Source organism: uncultured Ruegeria sp., assembly GCF_947497005.1.
In the GTDB taxonomy this organism is placed as follows: domain Bacteria; phylum Pseudomonadota; class Alphaproteobacteria; order Rhodobacterales; family Rhodobacteraceae; genus Ruegeria.
This window is the reverse complement of the sequence record NZ_CANMFF010000002.1, coordinates 345643-368523: the sequence shown is the minus strand read 5'-3', so window position 1 is coordinate 368523 and position 22881 is coordinate 345643. Positions and strand designations below refer to the sequence as shown.

Here is a 22881-nt window from a genome sequence, read left to right as displayed (position 1 = left end):
AAAAATATGGGGACAGGATGCCATGGCTAAACAAATTAACAAAATTGCATTCAAGAAACAGGCATATCAGGCATCTATCGCCCGATGATAATATCGGCGCACAGCCCGCCCAAACGCTCGCTTTTCGCCAAACGCAAAGTACCGCCATGCGCGCGCGCAATATCCGCCACAATCGCAAGACCCAAGCCCACGCCGCTGCCCAGATTCTGATTGCGTGCCGGGTCAAGACGCGTGAAAGGCTTGACCGCTTCCGTTCGCTGGTCTGCCGGAATGCCGGGGCCATCATCTTCGACGCGGATGCGCATTGATTTCGCGTTCAGGAACAGGCTGAGCTCGGCGCGGCTGCCATAACGCACGGCATTCCCTATCAGGTTTTCGACCGCCCGACGTACGGCCATGGGGCGCAGCATCGCCGTCCCTTGCCCTTCGACCTCAATCAGTTCTGCCTGATGACCGGCCCGTTTTGCGTCATCCACGATCTGGCGGAGAAATTTATCCGGCCGGACCTCTTCCGCAGGTCCCTCGGCAGCCCCACGGGTAAAATCCAGAAACGCATCCAACAGGGACTGCATTTCAGTCACATCCTGCTGCAGCGGTGCGGCCTCGTCTTCTGGCAGCATCGAAAGACCAAGCTTCAGTCGCGTCAATGGGGTACGCAGATCATGGCTGACGCCGGACAGCATCAATGTCCGTTGTTCCATCTGACGTTCGATACGGGATCGCATATCCAGAAACGCGTTACCCGCTGCGCGCACTTCGATGGCACCACTTGGTGAATACGGTTCGATTCGACCCCGCCCGAAAGCCTGCGCCGCATCGGCAAGCCGTGTAATCGGTCGTAATTGATTGCGCATGTACAGGAAGGAGATCGTTGTCATGATGATCGCAAAGAACAACATCGTCACAATCAACTGGTGCGGCGCGACCGGGGACAATCTGCGCCGGTCAAACGTCAGTTCCAACACGCCCAGATGTGTATTCAAGTAAAGCCTCGCCTCGTGGCTGCTGGGTAACGCCACCGCCGCCAGATCGGGAAATCGTGAGCGAAGCTCGGATTCGACCTGTGGTGCGATGAAATCATACCACCGTAACCGGCCAATCGTTGGATCCTCGGTCGGGTCCAGAAACCTGGCCTTCATCTCAAGCGCCAGCAAATCGGGGCGAACCATCGCCAACGCCTGTTGTTGTGTTTTGGCCCCTTCCATTATCGTAGTGATCAAAGTCACTTCCCGCGAAGCTGCCCGGGTCATCTGGTCGGTGACATCCTCCAAGTGCTTTTGAAGGAAAGCGATTCCCACGACCAACAGCAGCACGACCACAGGCAGAACCAGGATCAGGGCCGCCCGGGCGTAAAGACTGCGAGGCATATAGGGTTTGAGCCAATGTGAAGACATGCGCTAAACCTAGCGGGCCGCCCCGACAAGAGGAAGAGCACAGAATGCAGGCACCAGACGATTTCAATCCGCTCGCTGGTATAGCGGAGTTTTTGCAACCGGGTTTGCGGCGTGTTCTGGCCCCCAACCCGTCCGCCATGACCTATCGCGGCACCAACACCTATCTGCTGGGTGATCGCGATATTGCGGTTATTGACCCCGGCCCCGCAAGCGAGGCGCATCTGAACGCAATCCTGGAATCGCTGGAACCCGGTCAACGGATCAGCCATATCATCGTCACACATACTCACCTGGATCACTCGCCTTTGGCGGCACCATTGGCGGCCCGCACTGGGGCCAAAATTTTTGCGTATGGCGGACCCAAGGCCGGGCGCAGCTTCGTCATGTCCGAGCTGGCATCACAAGGATTGGCGGGGGGTGGCGAAGGAATCGACACCGCGTTTCGCCCCGATGTCGAAGTGGCGGACGGTGAGTTCATTTCTGGCGATGGATGGCAACTTGAGGTCATTCACACCCCGGGTCATCTTGGCAACCACATCGCTCTGGCGTGGCAGGATACCTGTTTCACGGCAGACCATGTCATGGGATGGGCCAGTTCGCTTGTTTCACCCCCCGATGGGGACCTGACCGACTTCATGGCGGCCTGTCACCGTCTGCGTTCACGTGAATGGTCTGTTTTCCACGCAGGCCATGGTGCGCCGATCACGACCCCTGCCAAGCGACTGGACTGGTTGATCCAACACCGGCAAAGCCGCGAAAATCAGATTCTGACTGCCCTGAAAGATACAGATTGGACGGCGCGACAACTGGCCGAGCGCATCTATACCGAAACACCGGCTGCTTTGCTGCCAGCGGCCGAACGAAACGTTTTTGCCCACCTCGTTGATCTAACCGGAAAAAAACAGGTGACACCTATCGGAGGATTATCAGCGTCATCTGTATTTCGCAGGCTTCAGTAGATTGCCAAAAAAAATTTCACAGTTGGCGCGCTTACCCTCTGGACGCCGGGAAACCCGATTGCTATACGGCGCGAACCGTTCCGGCGTAGCTCAGCGGTAGAGCAGTTGACTGTTAATCAATTGGTCGTAGGTTCGATCCCTACCGCCGGAGCCAATTCCCCCAATCCAAGCGTTCTTTTTGGCAGTCAGGGATTCTTTCGAAAACTGACGAAATTTTTCGCCTAAAAAACACGTGCACCCTCTGGACGCCGGGAAACCCGATTGCTATACGGCGCGAACCGTTCCGGCGTAGCTCAGCGGTAGAGCAGTTGACTGTTAATCAATTGGTCGTAGGTTCGATCCCTACCGCCGGAGCCATTTTCCTTAAGACTGCAACGTTAGCCCGTCAGAGCATCCTTGAAGTCCGCGCGCAGATTGCGTTTCAACACCTTCCCTGTAGCATTCAGTGGCAGTGCATCGACAAAGACCACTTTGTCCGGAATCTGCCATCTGGCGATTTTGCCATCAAAGAACGCCAGCAAATCCTGCTCGCTTGGGTCTTCACCGTCAGCTTTTACGGCAATCAGCAAAGGCCGTTCGTCCCATTTTGGATGCGGCACGCCAACCACGGCGGCTGTTGCCAGCTTTGGGTGCGCCACGGCGATATTCTCTAGCTCAACCGAACTGATCCATTCCCCACCGGACTTGATGATGTCTTTGGACCTGTCGCGAATGGTCATGTAACCGTCCGGGTCCAAAGTTGCGACATCCCCCGTCGCGAACCAGCCGTTCCGTAGCAGGTCTTGATCCTGCAATAAAAAATAGCTGTCCAGAACCCAGTGCCCCCGTACCATCAGGTCGCCCTGCGTTTCGCCGTCATGAGGCAGATCGTTGCCATCGTCATCGACGATTTTCAGTTCGACACCAAACGGCGGTCTCCCTTGGCTCAGGCGGATCATGTGTTGGTCTGCAATCGGCAATTCCTGATGTTTGGCCAATGGGTAATTTGCCGTGCCCAGCGGGCTCATCTCGCTCATGCCCCACGCGTGAACAGTGTCAACGCCGTAGGTTTCACGGAAAGTTTCGATCATCGAAGGGGGACAGGCAGCACCGCCAATCACTGTCCGGTCGAGGCTTTTCAGTTCCGTCCCGCAGTTGGCCGCATGGGCCAGCAATCCCTGCCAGATGGTCGGCACGCCCATAGCCAGAGTTATGCCGTAGGTGTCGATCAGATTAACAAGTGCCTCACCATGCAAATCTGGCCCGGGCAATACAAGCCGCGATCCGGACATGGCACAGGCATAGGGTGAGCCCCAAGCGTTGACGTGGAACATCGGCACAACAGGCATCACAACATCCATGGCCGAATACCCGATCACGTCCCGCGTATTCGACGCAAAGCTGTGCAACAAGGTCGATCTGTGAGAATACAGCACGCCTTTGGGATTGCCGGTCGTCCCCGAGGTATAGCACAGGCCGCAGGCGGTGTTTTCATCCAGATCGGGCCACTTGAAATCTGCTTCGCCGGTCTCGATCAGTTCGTCATAGAATTTAAGGTCGGGAATCTGGGCCGCGACCTCTTCATTTCGAGGGCCCATTAGGACAAAATGCCGAACCTCGGTCAGAGCGCCATGCAGGGCGGCAACCAGTGGAACGAATGTCGCGTCAAAGAACAGCACCCGGTCCTGAGCGTGGTTGATGATATAGGTTAACTGCTCAGGAAACAGGCGGGGATTGACCGTGTGGCAGACATAGCCTGCGCCAGAAGTAGCATAATAGATCTCAAGATGTCGCCGGTTGTTCCAAGCCAGCGTCCCGACCCTGTCCTGCGGCTCCAGACCCAGAGTCGTCAGAGCCGATGCCAATCGTCGCGCATTCACAGCGATCTCGGACCAATTGGTTTTGGTAACCGTTCCATCTGTTTCCACCGAGATTATCTCGGTCTGACCATGGTAGCGTTCTGCATGATCGATCAGTGACGAAATCAGCAGGGGCTGCGTCATCATCTGTCCCAGCATGGACATCCTCCCGTCAATGGCGGGGCCTTAGCTAACCCCTGCCTTTTCCACCTGACATTCACAGCTAGGGGCGCACCCCATCGCGTCAATCCAGTCGTTTCCTAAAAAGGAACCCTGCCAATCATTTAATTGTCTGACAATAAAAGAATGCAGCCCACCATGGTTGCAGGCTGCATTTCCGATCGTTAATCCCGGTGTTTCAACGCGTAGGCGACCAATGCGGCGGTCGATCCATCCTTGCCTTCTGCGCTTTCGCCACCATCAACGATAGGTCCAAGCGAGCTGGCCAGTTCTTTGCCCAATTCCACGCCCCATTGGTCGAAGGAATTGATGTCCAGCAGAACACCTTCGACAAACACGCGATGCTCATAGAGCGCGATAATCTGCCCCAGAACGAACGGAGTGAGTTTCGGATAAATAAGCGTTGTCGAAGGGCGGTTGCCTGAAAACACCCGGTGTCGGGCCTGTCGATCCAATTCTCCGCCTTGCAACCCCTTATCCGCCATGCGCTCACAGGCTTCATCGAGAGAGCGACCGCGCATCAAAGCTTCGGACTGCGCCAGACAGTTGGCCAAAAGCAGGCGGTGGTGATGGGTCAGCTCGGGTTCGTGCCCCTCGGCGGCGACCATGAACTCGCAGGGAATGACATCCGTACCCTGATGGATCAGCTGATAAAAAGCGTGTTGGCCATTGGTGCCGGGCTCGCCCCAAACGACGGGCCCTGAAGGAATGGTCAGGGATGATCCGTCCATCGCCACGGATTTGCCGTTGGATTCCATTTCTAGTTGCTGGAAATACGCGGGCAGACGCAGCAGACGCTGATCATAGGGCAAAACCGCGCGGCTGGTATGGCCCAGAATCTGACGATGCCAGATGCCGACCAGCGCCAGCATCACCGGCATGTTTTCAATCCAGTCTGCCGAGCGAAAGTGCAGATCCATCGCCTGCCCACCGCGCAGAAACGCATCAAATGCGTTTGAACCGACTGCAATCATGACCGGTAAGCCGACCGGCCCCCAGATTGAATAACGCCCGCCAACCCAATCGGCGAAACCAAACACATGCGCCTCGGGAATCCCAAAGGCCTGCGTCTTGTCCAACGCGCTGGATACGGCGGCAAACTGCCGGGATGGATCCCCCCCGCCTTCGGACATCCAGGCGCGGGCTGTCCGCGCATTGGTCATCGTTTCGATTGTGGTGAAGGTCTTTGAGGCGACAATCACCAGTGTCCGCGTCGGGTCCAACTGGCGCAATTTGTCTGCGATATGGGCCCCATCCACGTTCGAGACATAATGTACGCGCGGCCCATCATGATAAGGCGCCAGTGCCTGCGTGGCCATGACCGGCCCAAGATCCGATCCACCGATGCCGATATTCACCACATCGGTAAAGCTGCCCCCTGCCCCTGCGATGGCGCCACCGCGTATTTCTTCGGCAAACACGCGCATCCGTTGCAGCGTGTCCAGAACGTCGGGCATGACGTCCTGACCGTCTACTTCGACCGGTCCGCCATCAAGGTTGCGCAAGGCGGTGTGTAGCACTGCGCGCCCTTCGGTTTCGTTGATCTTTTTCCCGGCAAACATCGCATCGCGCCGCGCTGCCAAACCGGCGTCTTCGCACAATTGTATGAGTGCAGCGCGCACGTCTTCATCGATTTGCGTTTTTGAATAATCGAACAGCATATCCCCTGTTGAGGCTGAAAACACCCCGGCCCGGGCTGCATCCTCTGCAAACAGATCAAAGATTCGACGGTCAGCGGCCGCCAGCGTTTTCAGAGCGTCCAGTTGCATTGCCTCACTCCGCCCAATGGACCGTCATGCCACTGACAACAGCGGCGATCGGTGCCTCTTCTGGAAGTATGGACATGGCCTTTTCCAAAACGTTGCGTTTCGCTTGCCCGTAGATGATCAGATGTTTCGACAAGGCCCCGTCCAGCACTGGGGCGGTCATGGAAATACGAGCCTCTGGTTGCACATCGGTTCGGGCAACGGTCAAGATAGGCGCGTGGCTGTCCAGGGCCTCGGCCAGCCCGTCCATTCCGGGGAACAACGAGGCCGTATGCATATCCTCCCCCATCCCAAGGACAAGAACGGACAATGGCAGCACTGGCGCAATCAGAGATTCAATTTCTGGCAATGCCGCTTCAGGCTCTGCGCCCGGGACAAAAAGCGGAATATACTGCGCCACGGATGCCCGGCTGGTCAGCAGTCTCTCGCGGATCAGACGCTCGTTCGAGCGCTCGTGGTCCGCCGGCACACAGCGCTCATCGGTTGGCAATACACGCACGCGATCCCACTCGAGATCAGCCGCGCACAGGCTGTCAAACACCGGCCCCGGTGTTGTCCCGCCGGGAACCGCCAGCGCCACCGTGTCGTGATGCAACAATGCGGCCTCAAGCTCACCTGCCAACACATTTGCCACGTCAATGGCAAGCATTTCCCGGTCGGCATATTCCTGAATTTTCATGGCTTAATTCCTTGCCAGTGGCGACCGTCCCGTTTCATCAGCAGCTCGGCGTCGCCCGGCCCTGTGCTGCCGCTGTCATAAGGTTTCGGCACGTCTCCACGCGCCAGCCATCCCGCGATGATCGGATCGGTCCAGGCCCAGGCGGCCTCGACCTCGTCGCCACGCATGAACAGCGTTTGGTTGCCTCGGATCACATCCATAACAAGGCGTTCGTAAGCATCTGGCGGGTCCTGATTTTCCGGCCCCAGTGCTTCGGCAAAACTCATATCCAAAGGCACGTCGATCAGGCGCATCCCACCCTGACCCGGTTCTTTGATCGTTACCTTCAAAGTGATCCCTTCATTGGGCTGCAACCGGATCGAAAGTGCATTGGCGTGACGCCCGGCTTCTTCCCCGAAGATCGAATGCGGAGCGTCCTTGAACATCACATTGATCACCGAAGAGCGCGCCACCAGCCGCTTGCCCGTGCGCAGGTAAAACGGCGTCCCCGCCCATCGCCAATTGCTGATATGGGCCTTCAGCGCCACATAGCTTTCGGTGGTCGAACGCGGATTGCCAACACATTCGCGGTAACCTGGCCCATCCGGCCCCGCCGCAAACTGGCCCCGCACGATGTGATGTGGTTCAACCGGATCAAGCGCCCGGATCACCTTGAGTTTTTCATCTCTTACCGCGTCAGGATCGAACTTTGCAGGAGGTTCCATTGCAATCAGGCAGAGCAACTGCATCAGGTGATTCTGCATCATGTCGCGCATTGCGCCCGCACGTTCATAGTATTCCTCGCGCCCGGCAATTCCGACGGTTTCCGCGACCGTAATCTGGATATGATCAACATACTGGCTGTTCCAGAGCGGTTCGAACAGCATATTGCCAAACCGCACGGCCATCAGGTTCTGAACGGTTTCCTTGCCCAGATAATGGTCGATCCGGTAAATCTGATTTTCATCAAAATGCGCAGCCAGTGTGGCGTTTAGTTCCCGCGCACTGTCCAGATCATGCCCGAACGGCTTTTCCACCACAATGCGCGTGTCTTCCGTCGCCAGATTATAGGCCCGGACCCGCTTGGCCAGAGATCCGAATAAACTGGGACCAACTGAGAAATAAAATGCGCGAACGCGATTGGGTGAAAGTTTTTCGCCCAGCAATTCCCAGCCTGCCGTCGACATTGCATCCAGCGGAACATAGTCGACCCGCTGCAAGAACCGGATCAAGGCCTGGGAATCCCGGGCCGAGGCGTGCCGGTGAAGCGATTCTGCGACCATCCGGCGAAAATCCTCTGCGGAATGACCAGAACGCGCCGCCGCGATAATCTTCGCATCCTCATGCCATTGTCCGGCGCAAAAGCGACGGTAGAGCGCAGGCAGGATCTTGCGCTGTGCCAGATCACCGGTGCCGCCGAAAATGATCAGATCAAAGGGATCAACAGGTATGACGCGTGAAACCATAAATTGTCCTTACCCCGCCCCTATTGGCATGTCCAATGTTAGCGCAACCATACAGCAATAAACCGCGCTGATCAAAACTCTGTCAGAACCGCTGCGTCACCCTTACCAAATCCGCAACAAAGGGCTAGATCAGATCGACGATTTCAAAGAACCGGATGCGGGAATGAAAGACAACGCCCCTCAGCTTGCCAATATCGGCAAGTTTAAAAACAAATCGGTGACAGCTGACGGCCAGACCCGCGCAACGGTTTCCCTGACAAAGCCCGAAACCCTTTGGTTCAATACCGGTACGCTGTGCAACATTGAATGTGTGAACTGTTATATTGCCAGCAGCCCGACCAACGATGCCTTGGTTTACATTACAGGCGACGAGGTTCGTGACTACTTAGATCAGATCGAAGCTCGCAACTGGCCCGTGCGTGAGATCGGGTTTACCGGTGGCGAGCCCTTTATGAACCCCGACATGATCGACATGACTCGCGCCGCGCTGGAGCGTGGATATGAAGTCCTGATCCTGACCAATGCAATGGCACCCATGATGCGCCCCAAAATGCGCGACGGGTTGCTGGCGTTGCAGAAGGATTACAACGACAAGCTGACTCTGCGCATTTCCGTCGATCACTTCCTCCCTGCTCTGCATGACGAAGAACGCGGCAAAGGTAGCTTTGACAAAACCGTCACCGGGATGGAATGGTTGCGCGACCACGGTTTCAACATGGCCATCGCTGGACGTTCTGTGTGGAGTGATTCAGATGCGGAAAGCCGTGCGGGCTATGCCAAGTTCTTTACAAAGCACAGCTTTGACATTGACCCGCAAGATCCGGCTCAGACCGTTCTGTTCCCAGAAATGGACGATACTGTCGAGGTCCCCGAAATCACCACGGCCTGCTGGGGAATTCTGGATAAATCGCCCGACGCCGTCATGTGTGCCAGCGCCCGAATGGTGGTCAAGCGTAAGGGGGCCGAAAAACCTGCCGTGCTGGCATGTACCCTTCTGCCCTACGAGCCGGAGTTTGAAATGGGCCAAACCCTGGCCGAGGCCGAGGCCGACGTGCATTTGAACCACCCTCATTGCGCCAAATTCTGTGTCTTGGGCGGGGCTAGTTGTTCTGGCTGATCAATTCAGTTCGGGCGATTTCCAGAATTTCGAGCCGGACGCGCCGGCCGATACCCGCCATCCCTTCTTATTGAGCACGAAAAAAGAACGCCCGTCGGTAAAACGCACAGTTTCACCCGTTTTATCTTCACCATACATAGCACCGGTTTCCGCTGTTGCGTCATAGCCATGGGCGATAAAATTCTCCAAGTCAGCCGGGGTTTCGAACAGGATCACGAATTTGGTCTCGAAGCCACCTATGCCGATGGCGCCGCCAACCCCACCCGTCCCCATGTTCATATACGTGTGCTGCCCGGTGTCTTTCGACACGGCCACACCGCGCCCATAGCCTGCCGATACCGGAAAAACAGAAATCTTGCGCGAGTCGAACGCCGCATAGCCAGCACTGACCTCATAGAGTGATTGCGCTTCGGGGTTTTTAGCCAGCAGCAGATCCAGAATGTCGCCCGCCATCACGTCAAGCTTGGCGCGCGTTTCTTCCGGCGTAGCCTCGTTTGCAAGCAACTCCGAGGTGGAATCGATGGTCTCATCGACTGCTGCGGCACCTTTGTCGATTGTATTCCCTACGCTTTCCGCCCCGTGACCGATCGCGTCTGCGGTATTCTTGGCGCCCTTCTTGATCTTGTCCAGAACACCTTCGGCAATCGCAGGGCCACACAGGCAAAACGCAACAGCAAGGAAAATGGCTCTGGGCATGGTGAGTTTCCGTGTAAGACCAACTGATTGGCCGCCACCTTACTTCACTTGCCTCAAATGAGAACTGATATTTCGATGCTCAGGCAGGCATTGATGGTCGTTCAATTCACGCGAAACTCACCGACCATGTTGCGCCACTCGCCCGGGGCAATCATCTTCCGGTGAGTGAATTTGACGGAATGCAGCGGACCTTCAATTTCGCGCTGCCAGAAATCAATGAACTCGAACAGCTTGGGATGATCCGGCGCCAGGTCGTAATCCTGCCAGATGAACGTGTTCAACACGTGGATATAGTCGGGCATATGATAGAAGAATTCCGCCGTTGTCAGACCGTAGCCTTTTAGCATCAATTCGGTTTCACTTGGCTTCATACGGACCTCCGGTTTGTTGCAAGGTCTCTTCAAGGTAACATGCAAACACCCTAATCCTTAGTTAACAATATGTTACTCAGATGTTACGGGTATTTTTTCACGCGAATTCGCTGCTTGCTTGCACCTTATGTGCCAGGTCTGATAAGGTGTATCCACAAGATATAGACCCAGCACAAAATACGGGCAGTTTACGTGAGCGATACGCCAGAAATTCCTGAAAACATGGATGAAACCCCGCCCGAGCGCCCTGTCTATGACGGCCCGACGGTCTCCATCGAATCCGAGATGCGCACGTCCTACCTGGATTATGCCATGTCGGTCATCGTCAGCCGCGCGATCCCCGATCTGCGTGATGGGCTGAAACCGGTGCACCGCCGGATCCTGTATGCGATGCACGAAACCGGAAATACCCACGACAAATCTTACCGCAAATCGGCCCGTCCGGTTGGCGATGTGATGGGTAAATACCACCCCCATGGCGACAGTGCGATCTATGACGCTTTGGTGCGAATGGCGCAAGATTTCTCGATGTCTTTGCCTTTGCTGGACGGACAAGGCAATTTTGGCTCGATGGACGGCGATAACCCGGCCGCCATGCGATACACCGAAGTGCGGATGGACAAGCCCGCAAGCGCCCTGCTGGCTGACATCGAAAAAGAAACAGTCGATTTTCAGGACAACTACGACGGCAAGGACAGAGAGCCGACCGTCCTGCCCGCCCGGTTCCCGAACATGCTCGTCAACGGTGCCGGTGGTATCGCCGTGGGTATGGCGACTAACATCCCGCCGCATAACCTTGGTGAAGTTGTCGATGCCACACTGGCGTTGATCGACGACCCGGACCTGACTTCAGAACAACTGATCGAATATGTCCCCGGTCCTGATTTCCCGACCGGTGCCGTTATGCTAGGTCGATCAGGCGCGCGCAAAGCCTATCTTGAGGGGCGCGGCAGCGTCATCATCCGCTCCAAGACCCGCGTCGAAGAGATCCGTAAAGACCGTTACGCCATTGTGGTCGATGAGATTCCCTATCAGGTGAACAAGGCCGCGATGATCGAAAAGATCGCCGAAGCCGTTCGCGAGAAACGCATCGAAGGCGTCAGCCACGTGCAGGACGAATCCGACCGTAACGGCGTGCGTGTTGTGGTGGAACTGAAACGAGATGCAACGCCTGAGGTGGTTCTGAACCAACTGTTCCGCTTTTCACCGATGCAGACGTCTTTCGGCTGCAACATGCTGGCCCTAAATGGCGGACGGCCTGAGCAGTTGACTCTGCGCCGGTTCCTGACCTCGTTCATTGACTTCCGCGAGGATGTTGTCGCGCGACGTACCGCATACGACCTGCGCAAGGCCCGCGAACGCAGCCATATCCTGTGTGGTCTGGCCGTGGCAGTATCCAACGTCGATGAAGTGGTCGCGACGATCCGTTCGTCGGCAGATGCGGCTGAAGCGCGCGAAAAGCTGATGACCCGCCGCTGGCCCGCATCCGAGATCGAAAGCTATCTGCGCCTGATCGACGATCCTCTGTCCAAGATGAACGACGACGGCACCTATAACCTGACCGAGGTTCAGGCCCGCGCGATCCTTGATCTTCGACTGCAACGTCTGACCCAAATTGGCGTCAAGGAAGTCACCGACGAGCTGGAAGAACTGGCTGGTAAGATCAAGGAATACCTTGATATTCTGTCCTCGCGAGAACGCATAATGAGCATCATTGCTGATGAGCTGCGCAGCGTTCACGAGCAATTCGCTGTTCCGCGTCGCACCGAAATCGTCGACTGGTCCGGCGACATGGAAGACGAGGACCTGATCGAACGTGAAGACATGGTCGTGACCGTCACCTCAGGCGGTTACATCAAGCGGACCCCGCTGGCCGACTTCCGCGCGCAAAAGCGCGGTGGCAAAGGTCTTTCGGGGATGCAGACCAAGGAAGAGGATGTTGTCACCAACCTCTTCGTGGCGAACACGCATACCCAATTGCTGTTCTTCACCACCGAAGGCATGGTCTACAAGCTCAAGACCTGGCGCTTGCCGCAGTCCAGCCGCACCGGCAAGGGCAAGGCGATCGTCAACATCCTGCCGATCCCAACCGGAGTTTCCATTGCCGCGATCATGCCCGTGGATGTACCGGATGAAGAATGGGAGAACCTGCAGATCGTCTTCGCCACCAGCGCAGGCGATGTGCGGCGCAACCGCCTGTCGGATTTTACCAATGTCCGCCGCAACGGCAAAATCGCCATGAAACTGCCCGAAGGTGTGGAACTGGTAAACGCCCGCATCTGTTCGGAAGATGAGGATGTGATGCTGGTCACCAATGCGGGCCGCGCAATTCGCTTCCGCACCACCGACGTGCGCGTCTTCAACTCACGCGAATCCACTGGTGTGCGTGGCATCAGGCTGACCAATGGCGACCGTGTCGTATCGATGTCCGTTATCCGCCACTTCGAGGCGGATTCGGACGAACGTGCCGCCTATCTCAAGATGCGCCGTGCTGTGGCCGGTGTTATCGACGATGCCGAGACCGAAGATGAGGAAGGCAACGCCGACAGCCTGCTGCCGCAGGAACGTTATGCCGAAATGTCAGCGGCGGAAAACCTGATCCTGACCATCACTAAAGGTGGCGCGGGCAAGCTGAGCTCCAGCCACGATTACCCGGTTCGCGGACGCGGCGGCATGGGCGTTGCCGCAATGGACAAGGCGATGCGCGGCGGAGAACTGGTTGCCTCTTTCCCGGTTGAACTCGACGACCAGATCATGCTGGCCACATCCAAAGGTCAGTCGATCCGGGTTCCGGTGGAAGGTATTTCCTTCCGCTCCCGCTCGGCAGGTGGTGTGAAGGTTTTCAACACCGGCAAGGGCGAAGTGGTCGTCAGCGTCGCGTGGATCGCCGATCAGGGTGATGAGGAAACCGGAGAATAGCCCTCACGCTCAATTACGGATCTGAAACAAAACGCTCGCTCTGCGGGCGTTTTGTCATTCTGGATCACGTTATCGACAGCTCTCGGAATGAACCGCTTGCCCGAAGCCATTCTGCCGCCTAGCTTTTTCATATGTGGTCTTTTGCGCATATCCGACCAGCTTACAGTCGCACAGAACGTATCAGCGACGGGGTGGTTCATGTGCTCGGTGTCTCAAGCGCGTTGATTGCCGTGCCGATGCTGATCACAATGACTATCTACTATAGGTACGATCAAGCCGCAGTACTGGGTGCCTCGATTTACGGGGTGACGCTGATACTCATGCTCACGCTTTCCGCGTTATACAACATGATCGAAAGCGAGGAATGGCGTGGGTTTCTACAGCGCCTCGATCACTCTGGGATCTACGTCAAGATTGCAGGGACTTATACTCCGTTTCTGCTGTTGTCAGGGACCCAGCCTCCGGGCCTGTTACTCGGATTGTGGTCTTCAGCAACGCTTGGGTCGCTCCTCAAGATGTTGGACCCAAACCGGTTTCGATGGTTCGGGCTTGCGCTTTATCTGTTGATGGGTTGGGCGGCAGTCTGGGCCGGGCAATCCATGTTGGCAGACTTGTCCCCCACAATCGTCACACTGATGATCGCCGGAGGCCTCGTGTACACCGCCGGGGTCGTCTTCTACCTGCTGGACTGGCTGCCGTTCCATAACACGATCTGGCACGTGTTTGTTCTGATCGGCAGCGTTTTGTTCTTTGCAGCTGTTGCGACCCGGATTGAGCTTGTTCAGGTCGTTTAGACGTAGGGTTCTTCCGACCCTTACATCCTGAGTGCCGCTTCGACAGCCCATAGTCGGTCCTGTCCCCAAATGCTGTGACCATTGACATAAAAGCTGGGAACGCCCCACAGGCCGATCTCTTGCAGCCGGGTTTGGTTCACTTCCACGCGTTTGCGCCATGAATTCTTGTCCAATAGCGGACGCGCGACATCCCAATTTAGGCCAGCATCGTTTACGATCTGCTGCATGCCTTTGTCGGTCGCTGCATCCACCCCCTCAGACCAGACCGAGCGCAGGAATATCGAGCAATACTTGGCAAGACACTCCTGATCATCGGCATAATCAAACAACGCATAACCGCGCTCGACACCGGCGCCTAAAGGATCACAAATCCAACCGAACGGAATTCCCAACTGCCTCGCCTCTCGCGCGCAATCGTGGAGGATGTAACGAGATTTGGCCTTGGGAACGGGCATTCCTCGCATGAGCATCGGCAGTACCGGCCGAAGGATGAGGTTCGCGTCCTGGTACTTTGCAAGGTCAAGAGCTCGATCAAAAACCAGATAGGAATATGGGCTTCGGAAGGAGAAAAAGAACTCCACCTCTTGTTTTGGAACAGTTTTTGTCCGCTGTTCCAGCATGTTCATCGGTACAAGCGGCGTTTGTCCCTGTCTCAATCCCAACTTTTGCAGACGGTCCTCCAAATAGTGCAGCCGGTCGATCCCCCAATACCATTCCCCTCCATAGAAGAACGTTCCGCCAAGATAGTGCCCCATCTCGGACAGCCTTCGATCCCCTGCCTCCATCATTGGCTCTGGGTCTATTCCACCCCCATCCGGCAAATCGTCCCCTGTCCACAATGCCCTTGTGATATCGCGCAGACATTCAGAGTTTTCTGGCGTTTCGAGTGTTTCTGCCAGCAAGCGCTTCGCCTTTGTCACAACAGCGGTCGTTGGAACTCGCGGTGGCTCCACTCCAAACTTGCGGGCAAGTCGGGTTACATCTGTTTGAGCATTCAACCGATGCGCATCGGGTTCGGGGATTGCATCAGAAGGTGAGCCCGAGATCAGGTGAGGACACAGGGTTATCTGGTATCGTGATTGAAGTTCCGGCAGATTCTGCGCCGTCAGATAACAGTATGGGTCGGCTACATCATGGAAGTAATGCACCTCGTGGTCTTCAGAACACAGCCTCCGGCGCAGTTCAGCCGCGCTTCTTCGGACCGATTGCAAACTGCGGCTCGTTAAAGCCGCAGCAAGGTAGGATTTGAGCTGTGTTTTCGTAGGCAAAGGCGCTCTCCGAGTGGCTCAGATGCCCCTACTCTACGCACCACCGTGCCAAACGCCACGCAATCACACAACAACGTGACGGCACTTTCTTACAACCCGTAGAGCGCCCCGAACTTCTGTTCCAGATAATCCAACAGAGGCTCTGGCCCGGGCTCTACCCCGCTTGCGCGTTGGATAATTTCGCGTGGCGCATAAAGCCCGCCGTGTTGCTGGACCTGTTCGCGCAGCCAGCCAGTTGCGCCGGACGTGTCGCCTTTTGCCAGTTGAATGTCCAACTCAGGAACTGCGCCGCGCAGGGCCTGATCGAGGCATCCAGCGTAAACATTGCCCAACGAATAGGTCGGGAAGTACCCAAACAGCCCAACAGACCAATGAACATCTTGCAAACAGCCGTTTGACGGTTTGTCGACCGCATAGCCGAAATCAGCTTTGAACCGGTCGTTCCACGCGGTTTCAAGATCGGCAACCTGCAGGTCTCCGGCCATCAGAGCGCGCTCAAGATCGAACCGCAGCATGATGTGCAGGTTGTATTGCACCTCATCCGCTTCGGTTCGGATATAGCCGTTATGAACCCGGTTAACGGTGGCATAGAATGCGTTTGCATCGGCAATTCCGAAATCGCAGAATGCTTCCTTCATCTGATCGAACAACCATCCGGTAAAGGCCCGCGAGCGACCCAACTGGTTTTCATAGATCCGGCTTTGGCTTTCATGAACGCCCATGGACACGCCGCGCCCCAATGGCGTCAGCAGATAGTCGCGGTTGATTCCCTGTTCGTAAGCGGCGTGACCGACCTCATGAATAGTGGAATAAAAGCAGTTGAACGGGTCCGTTTCGCTGGTCCGCGTGGTGATGCGCACATCCAGACCACTGCCCGAGCTGAACGGGTGAACGGCCTTATCCACACGGCCGTTGTTGAGGTCGTAGCCAAAGGTCGTTGCCAACTTTTGCGTCAGCTGCATCTGGGTCAATTCGTCAAAGCAGCCGGTCAACGCAGCAGGTTCCGGGCGATCCAGAACCGCGGCGCGCAAGGCCACCAGCCGCGGGCGCATCTCATCAAAAATAGCCCCTATCTGAGCGCCGGTCGTATAGGGTTCGTAATCCTCGACCATGGCGTCATAGACATCTCCGCCCTGCGCCAGCGCGTCACCTTCCTGACGCTTGAGCGACACGACCTCTTCCAGCACCGGAAGAAACGCCGAGACGTCTTCGTCCGCCCGCGCCTGCGCCCAAGTCCCCTGCGCGGTTGAGGTCACGCGGGCAATCTGGGTTGCCAGATCTGCAGGCACCTTGACGGCCCGGTCATAGGCGCGCCGGATTTCACGCAGTTGCGCTTTGCCGACCTCGTCCTGAGGCGCGGCCTGTTCCAGCCACTCGGCAACACGCGGATCAGCACGACGCGCGTGAAGGACGGCCTCGATGGCCGCCATCTCTTCAGCACGCTGGGGTGCTGCTCCGCGCGGCATGACGGTTTCCTGGTCCCAACCAAGCCGACCGGCGATTTGGCCCAAAGCCGAGGTTTCACGCTGAAAGGCCATCAGTTCTTTAAAGGCGGTCATGATATTAAACTCCGCGCACAGATGTTGCGATTGGATAAGCCGTCAGGAACCGCGCGCGCAGGATCAGGGTCCAACAGACAACGGCCATAAACTGGTGGAAGATGGCGATCTGCCACGGTGCACTGTAGACTACGGTCACGATGCCGACGACGACCTGTAGCGACAGCGCCGCGAAAGCCGCATTGAAGGCAAAGCGCGTCTGAGGATGCGCGCTGGCACTGCCACGGCGCCAGACAACAATGGCAAAGATGAACAACAGGTAACCTGCGCAGCGGTGAATGAACTGCACCAGCCCGGGGCTTTCGAAGAAGTTGCGCCATATCGGCTCTAACGCAGTGGCATCAGGCGGCAACAGCTGCCCGCCAATCAACGGCCAATCAGTGTAAGAACGCCCGGCGTCTATCCCCGCGACCAGCGCGCCAATCAAAATCTGCAGGAACGCGAAGTGCATCAAGCCGGTCGAAAGCGAAAACAGCTTGGCCTCTTTGGCCCGACGCGCCTGCATCAGGTCACGTTCTTCGCGGCCAAGCTCAAAGATATTCCACGCCAGAAAGCCCAGGATTACGAAAGCAAGCCCCAGATGAGTGGCCAGGCGATAGCTGGCGACGGCCGTCATGCCCTCGCCTTGCGTCACGCCTGAGGCGACCATCCACCAACCGACCGCACCTTGGACGCCACCCAGAAGTCCCGGGATCAACAGCTTGCCGGTCCAACCCGTGGGTATCTTGCTCGCAACAAGGAAGCCAAAGAACCCGATGGCCCAGATCAGTCCGATCACGCGGCCCAGCTGACGATGACCCCATTCCCACCAGTAGATGGTCTTAAAGTCACTCAGCTCCATCCACTGGTTCTGGATGCGCCACTGGTCAATCTGCTTGTACTTGTCGAATTCAGCCTGCCAATCCGCCTCAGTCATCGGTGGAATAGCTCCGGTTATCGGGCGCCATTCAGTAATCGAGAGGCCGCTGTCCGTCAGGCGCGTCAGACCGCCGACTGCGATCATCACAACGACCAAAGCAAACAGGATCATTAGCCATACGCGAATTGCACCGCGCGCACCACCACGCCCCCGGTCGATCATACCAGTTTGAACCGCCTGTTGTTTTTCGGTGTCCGAGACCTCTTCGAAGATGCTGCGCTTACCGCTCATGCTGTCCTCATGTCCTGATTTCGTCGCAAGCTAGGGCTTGGTGGAAGATAGGTCCAGCCTTAGCTCTTATCCTTCCAGCGGACCATCTGCCGCATGATCCCGTGCAGCATCTGTACATCGGCCCGCGTCATCCGCATCCGCGACCACAGGTTGCGCAGGTTCACCTTCATTCCTTCCGCCTTTTCGGGGGGATAGAAGAACCCGGCCTCTTCTAGACGGTCCTCGTAATGCTCAACCAGCTTTTCCACTTCGATCCCCGTGGCCCAGTCGCCCTTGCCCAGATCGGTGGTCTCATGCACCACATCCCCGGTCTGGCGCATCCACTCATATGCGGTCAGCAACACGCATTGACCGAGGTTTAGCGACGCGTATTCCGGGTTTACTGGCACTGAGATGATCGCGTTCGCCTTAGCGATATCTTCATTCTCAAGACCCGCACGTTCCGGGCCGAACAGAACGGCGACCTTTTCACCAGCGGCGATCTTTTCAGCGGCGATTTTCATTGCGTGCTCAGGGCTGTAGACCGGTTTGGTCAGGCCCCGCTGGCGGGCTGTCGTGGCAAAAACAAACGTGCTGTCAGCCAGTGATCCCGCCAGATCGTCAAACAACTGCGCCTCATCCAGCAACCGCCCTGCACCACTGGACATCGCAACGGCCTTAGGGTTCGGCCAGCCGTCGCGGGGTGCCACGATCCGCATCCGATCCAGTCCGAAATTCCACATCGCCCGTGCGGCAGCACCGATGTTTTCGCCCATCTGTGGACGAACGAGCACGAAGGAAGGCAGGGATCTGTCGCTGGGCATGGCTCACCTTAAGAAAACTTGGCTTGCTGTAATCGGCAGGAACTTGCAGGGCAAGGCGCTGGGGTTGTTATTTGCTTGGTCTCAGCCATAAAAGTTTGCTTCCCCGCCGCAATCCGCTAAACCGCGCCAAAGACTGAAAGCCGAAGGACGCGACCATGGATACCCCCGAGCAGCCGCAGATTTACCTGATCACGCCCCCGACCATCGAACTTAGCACGTTCGCGAACAAGCTGGCGAGTGTGCTTGACGGGGCCGAGGTTGCCTGCATCCGCCTGGCGCTGGCTGGCAGCGACGAAGACACTCTTGCCCGCGCTGCAGACGCGTGCCGCGAAGTGGCCCATGCACGCGACGTGGCCATCGTGATTTCAAATCATGTGCTGCTGGCACAACGTTTGGGTCTGGACGGAGTGCATCTGGACGACGGTTCACGCTCGGTTCGCTTCGCACGCAAGGAATTGGGCGCGGATGCGATCGTCGGCAGTTTCTGTGACGCATCCATCCATGACGGAATGACTGCGGGAGAAGGCGGCGCGGACTACGTAGCTTTCGGCCCGGTAGGTACTGCTACGCTGGGGGACGGAACCCGCGCTGAAAAGGATCTGTTCCAGTGGTGGTCAGAGGTGATCGAGGTTCCTGTCGTGGCCGAAGGAAGTTTGACACCCGAGTTGGTCCGCGATCTGGCCCCCTGCACTGATTTCTTCGGCATTGGCGACGAAATCTGGGGCAGCGACGATCCGCTGAGCACGTTGAACACGCTGCTGGCGGCGATGCCTTAACCCAGCAACCAGGGTTCACCAATCCAATAAACACCGATCCCCGCGATCAGCATCGAGACCAGAACCGAAATCCGGCCTCGTGTTCTATGTGACCCGCCGGAAAGAAGAAGCGCCAAAGCAAGGGCTGTAATGGACACAAGAATAAGCGGCAGAAGGTTTCCGCCCCCAAAACCCAGAATAGCCGGAGGCAGATGGTCAGGCGGAACCCCAATCCCCATCAAGACCGAAGCCAATGCCAGCCCCTGAAGGCAGCCAACGGCAAGCACCGCCAACAAACGCCAGACCTGCAATCGCCGGGCGACCAGATTCCACAGCGCCAGAACGATGATACAGGCGATCAGCGCTGGGGCCTCGATGGCCTTGGGCACTGCCATCACTTCGTACATCCCCGCCCCAAGCCCGACCAAAACGCCCGTCGACAGGAATGCCAGTTGGGATACCACAGGGCGCAAGTTCAACGACAGGACTACAAGGACCAGTGCAATCAAGCATAGCTTGAATGGGCTTTGTAAAAACTGATCGATTCCCTTGGCGAAATACGTCTGCAATGTTTGCTGCGTTGTCAGAGAAGCTCCGCCCTGCAACGGGATCAGTGGGCTGGCCTCGCCAGAAGCTAAATACCCAGTATATGGGGCCACAACCTTTTGTTGGCGAAGCACGACCGATCCACTCTGCAACGGCCAGGTCAGACGCAGATTCGAGGCCTGATCCGGCAAAGGTGCGGTCAACAAAAGCTTGGAAACGCGCACCTTGTCCGTATCCCCCACGACTGGAATACGTACACCTTCATAAGACAGACTCAACCGGTCAGGAGCCTCAACCACAAGGTTTTGCTTCCAGACCTGAACAAATTCCCGGATCTGCGGCTCCAATTCGGACGACACCATCCGCCGCAGAGATTTGTACTGCGGATCGTCAGAATATGCGTCCTGCTGTAGCGGGTCGATCCCAGCCAGCATGGCTTCGGCATTCAACTTAACCTCAAGAAACAGCGTGTCAGCCTTGACCCAATAATCAATAACTGTCGGCAGGGCCGTTTGCGCTCTGACGGATCCCGGATGAACGGCCAGAAGAACAAAAATACTCAGGGCGCAGGTTTCGAGGGCTCGAAGGATGGCGCGGAAAACATGGCCATTCATACGAAACGCTCCGGCAGAAAAATCAATTCACCAATCATTGCAATTATTTTCCCCGCGAAGCACACGGATCGCAAGACAAAAGGACGTGGTGGCTGAGCTCTACCGGAATCTCTGATTGCGTTAACGTTCTGACTTGCACGAGCATCACCGCTGCGGCATGACATCCCACATGACTCAGAACAATACTATCCTGTGTATCGGCTCGGTCCTGTGGGACGTGATCGGCCGATCGGCCAGCGCAATGCGGCAAGGTTCGGACGTGCCGGGCCGGATCACCCGCTTGCCCGGTGGCGTTGCGATGAACATTGCCATGACGCTGGTGCGCTTTGGCATGACCCCGACCTTACTGACCGCCATTGGCCGCGACCCCGAAGGCGACGAACTGGTCCATGCATGCTCACGCCTCGGCATGGTTACAGACCACATCTATCGCTCGCAGGATTTGCCGACGGACCGCTATATGGCCGTCGAAGGCGCGAACGGGTTGATCGCAGCAATTGCCGACGCGCATTCGCTGGAGGCCGCAGGTGCGAAGATCTTGCGTCCTTTGATGCATGGGCCTTTGGGCTATGAGAACACACCGTTTGAAGGCCCTGTCGCGCTTGATGGCAACCTGACATTGGATCTGCTCGAAGAGGTCGCCCAAAGCCCCGCCTTTGCGCGGGCCGATCTGCGTGTAGCCCCGGCTTCGCCCGGTAAGGCAGAGCGTCTCTTACCCTTCCTGAAACACGCACGGGCCACGCTCTATGTGAATCTCGAAGAGGCCGGCATCCTGTGTCAGCGCGAGTTCACCGACTCCGAATCGGCCGCCAAAGGCCTGCTGGATCGCGGCGCGCTGCGCGTTCTGGTCACCGATGGCGGCAACTCGGCCACCATCGGAAGTTCCGATCAAATCCTGACCCAAACACCCCCGTCCGTTCTGGTCACCCGAGTGACCGGCGCGGGGGACACCTTCATGGCGGCCCATATCGCCTCAGAATCCGGCGGCACATCCAGTGACGAGGCCCTGACCCGCGCTCTGCACGCCGCTGCAACCTACGTTTCCGGAGAAACCCCACTGTGATCGACATCCATTACTCAGCCGAGGTCCGCGCCGCCAAAGACGCAGGCCAGCCCATCGTTGCGCTGGAAAGCACCATCATCACCCATGGGATGCCCTACCCGCAGAACATCGAAGTCGCGGCACAGGTCGAACAGGACATCCGCGATGCGGGCGCAGTTCCCGCAACCATGGCCGTGATCGAAGGCAAGCTGCATGTGGGGCTGGAGCCGGAACAGCTGCAATGGCTGGGTCAAGCTCAGGGCGTCGCCAAAATCTCACGTGCGGATATGGCGGCCTGCATGTCGACCGGCGGTACCGGGGCCACCACAGTTGCGGCAACGATGATCGCCGCTCATTACGCCGGGATCGAGGTTTTTGCCACCGGCGGCATCGGCGGCGTGCATCAGGGTGCCGAGACCACGTTCGATATTTCCGCCGACCTGCACGAGCTTGGGCATACTCCGGTGACTGTCGTAGCCGCCGGGGCCAAAGCCATCCTTGATCTTGCCAAGACGCTTGAGGTTCTGGAAACGCTGGGCGTGCCTGTGATCGCTCATGGTCAGGACGAGTTTCCCGCTTTTTGGTCGGTAAAGTCACCCTTTGCCGCGCCCCTGCGCATGGACAGTGCCGACGCCATCGCCAAAGCTCACGCCACGCGCCGCGCGCTGGGTTTGCCCGGTGGACAGTTGGTCGCAAACCCAATCCCGGCCGCCGATCAAATCCCGGCCGAGGAACTGGCCCCCATCATCGCCCAAGCTCAGTCAGATGCAGATGCCCATCGTATCACCGGCAAAGCCGTAACCCCCTATCTGCTGCAGCGGATCTTTGAAAAGACCAATGGGCGTTCACTGATTGCCAATATCGCCCTTGTTCGCAACAATGCGCGTCTGGCAGCAAGAATTGCGCGCGCCCTGGTGCAACAGGGCTGACGCAAAGCTATTGTACCAGAGCCATGGATTGACTACCTAAATCCCGGAAACCACTCG

General features: G+C 57.2%; 19 protein-coding genes and 2 tRNA genes. 9 read left to right on the top strand and 12 right to left on the bottom strand.

Annotated features, from left to right (window positions below; translation table 11 throughout):
- Positions 1-74: 74 nt before the first annotated feature.
- Positions 75-1394 carry an ATP-binding protein gene (locus tag Q0816_RS04240; protein ID WP_298847982.1) on the bottom strand — a complete coding sequence of 440 codons (1320 nt, stop codon included), beginning with the start codon at positions 1392-1394 and terminating at the stop codon, positions 75-77.
- 44 nt (positions 1395-1438) lie between these two features.
- On the opposite strand from Q0816_RS04240, the gene Q0816_RS04235 reads away from it, so the two are divergent.
- The 3 genes from Q0816_RS04235 (at position 1439) to Q0816_RS04225 (ending at position 2710) form a co-directional block, all read left to right on the top strand.
- Complete coding sequence (locus Q0816_RS04235; protein WP_298847981.1) at positions 1439-2353, top strand: MBL fold metallo-hydrolase; 915 nt, start codon at positions 1439-1441, stop codon at positions 2351-2353.
- A 79-nt stretch (positions 2354-2432) separates the two neighbouring features.
- Positions 2433-2507, top strand: a tRNA-Asn gene (locus tag Q0816_RS04230).
- A gap of 128 nt (positions 2508-2635) precedes the next feature.
- Positions 2636-2710, top strand: a tRNA-Asn gene (locus tag Q0816_RS04225).
- 20 nt (positions 2711-2730) lie between these two features.
- On the opposite strand, the gene Q0816_RS04220 is transcribed toward Q0816_RS04225, so the two are convergent.
- The 4 genes from Q0816_RS04220 to zwf form a co-directional block, all read right to left on the bottom strand.
- On the bottom strand, positions 2731-4350 hold the full coding sequence (locus tag Q0816_RS04220) for a long-chain-fatty-acid--CoA ligase (protein ID WP_298847980.1): 1620 nt from the start codon (positions 4348-4350) through the stop codon (positions 2731-2733).
- Between the two features lie 185 nt (positions 4351-4535).
- Positions 4536-6140: a glucose-6-phosphate isomerase gene (gene pgi / locus Q0816_RS04215; RefSeq protein ID WP_298847979.1), complete on the bottom strand. Its 1605-nt coding sequence runs from the start codon at positions 6138-6140 to the stop codon at positions 4536-4538.
- 4 nt (positions 6141-6144) lie between these two features.
- Complete coding sequence (pgl, locus tag Q0816_RS04210; RefSeq protein ID WP_298847977.1) at positions 6145-6816, bottom strand: 6-phosphogluconolactonase; 672 nt, start codon at positions 6814-6816, stop codon at positions 6145-6147.
- On the bottom strand, positions 6813-8261 hold the full coding sequence (gene zwf / locus Q0816_RS04205) for a glucose-6-phosphate dehydrogenase (RefSeq protein WP_298847975.1): 1449 nt from the start codon (positions 8259-8261) through the stop codon (positions 6813-6815). The genes pgl and zwf overlap by 4 nt, the downstream gene beginning before the upstream one ends.
- A 163-nt stretch (positions 8262-8424) precedes the next feature.
- Between zwf and Q0816_RS04200 the strand changes: the two genes are divergently transcribed.
- Positions 8425-9378 carry a radical SAM protein gene (locus Q0816_RS04200; protein WP_298847974.1) on the top strand — a complete coding sequence of 318 codons (954 nt, stop codon included), beginning with the start codon at positions 8425-8427 and terminating at the stop codon, positions 9376-9378.
- Here the strand turns inward: Q0816_RS04200 and Q0816_RS04195 are convergent, their stop codons facing one another.
- Positions 9379-10074 (bottom strand): hypothetical protein, encoded by a 696-nt coding sequence (locus Q0816_RS04195; RefSeq protein WP_298847972.1) that lies wholly within the window; start codon positions 10072-10074, stop codon positions 9379-9381.
- A 101-nt stretch (positions 10075-10175) separates the two neighbouring features.
- On the bottom strand, positions 10176-10445 hold the full coding sequence (locus tag Q0816_RS04190) for an usg protein (RefSeq protein WP_171648414.1): 270 nt from the start codon (positions 10443-10445) through the stop codon (positions 10176-10178).
- Positions 10446-10637: 192 nt separating this feature from the next.
- Here Q0816_RS04190 and gyrA point away from each other — a divergent pair, with 192 nt between their 5' ends.
- On the top strand, positions 10638-13364 hold the full coding sequence (gyrA, locus tag Q0816_RS04185; RefSeq protein WP_298847966.1) for a DNA gyrase subunit A: 2727 nt from the start codon (positions 10638-10640) through the stop codon (positions 13362-13364).
- A gap of 131 nt (positions 13365-13495) precedes the next feature.
- The gene (locus Q0816_RS04180) at positions 13496-14158 is read left to right on the top strand and encodes a hemolysin III family protein (RefSeq protein WP_298847964.1); all 663 of its coding nucleotides are present in this window, start codon (positions 13496-13498) and stop codon (positions 14156-14158) included.
- Between the two features lie 20 nt (positions 14159-14178).
- On the opposite strand, the gene Q0816_RS04175 is transcribed toward Q0816_RS04180, so the two are convergent.
- From Q0816_RS04175 to Q0816_RS04160, 4 genes are all read right to left on the bottom strand, one after another.
- Complete coding sequence (locus tag Q0816_RS04175; protein ID WP_298847962.1) at positions 14179-15426, bottom strand: DsbA family protein; 1248 nt, start codon at positions 15424-15426, stop codon at positions 14179-14181.
- A gap of 89 nt (positions 15427-15515) precedes the next feature.
- A complete protein-coding gene (locus tag Q0816_RS04170) occupies positions 15516-16985 on the bottom strand; it encodes a carboxypeptidase M32 (RefSeq protein ID WP_298847960.1) in 1470 nt (489 codons plus the stop codon).
- A 4-nt stretch (positions 16986-16989) separates the two neighbouring features.
- Positions 16990-18135: a heme A synthase gene (gene ctaA, locus Q0816_RS04165; RefSeq protein WP_298847958.1), complete on the bottom strand. Its 1146-nt coding sequence runs from the start codon at positions 18133-18135 to the stop codon at positions 16990-16992.
- A 59-nt stretch (positions 18136-18194) separates the two neighbouring features.
- Positions 18195-18938, bottom strand: coding sequence for an RNA methyltransferase (locus tag Q0816_RS04160; RefSeq protein WP_298847956.1), 744 nt, complete (start codon positions 18936-18938; stop codon positions 18195-18197).
- Between the two features lie 155 nt (positions 18939-19093).
- Here Q0816_RS04160 and Q0816_RS04155 point away from each other — a divergent pair, with 155 nt between their 5' ends.
- On the top strand, positions 19094-19714 hold the full coding sequence (locus Q0816_RS04155) for a thiamine phosphate synthase (protein WP_298847954.1): 621 nt from the start codon (positions 19094-19096) through the stop codon (positions 19712-19714).
- On the opposite strand, the gene Q0816_RS04150 is transcribed toward Q0816_RS04155, so the two are convergent.
- Entirely contained in the window at positions 19711-20853 is a 1143-nt protein-coding gene (locus tag Q0816_RS04150) for a HupE/UreJ family protein (RefSeq protein ID WP_298847953.1), read from the bottom strand. The genes Q0816_RS04155 and Q0816_RS04150 overlap by 4 nt on opposite strands.
- Before the next feature lie 169 nt (positions 20854-21022).
- Here Q0816_RS04150 and Q0816_RS04145 point away from each other — a divergent pair, with 169 nt between their 5' ends.
- The gene (locus Q0816_RS04145) at positions 21023-21916 is read left to right on the top strand and encodes a PfkB family carbohydrate kinase (protein WP_298847952.1); all 894 of its coding nucleotides are present in this window, start codon (positions 21023-21025) and stop codon (positions 21914-21916) included.
- Complete coding sequence (locus tag Q0816_RS04140) at positions 21913-22824, top strand: pseudouridine-5'-phosphate glycosidase (protein ID WP_298847951.1); 912 nt, start codon at positions 21913-21915, stop codon at positions 22822-22824. The genes Q0816_RS04145 and Q0816_RS04140 overlap by 4 nt, the downstream gene beginning before the upstream one ends.
- The last annotated feature ends 57 nt before the right edge of the window (positions 22825-22881 follow it).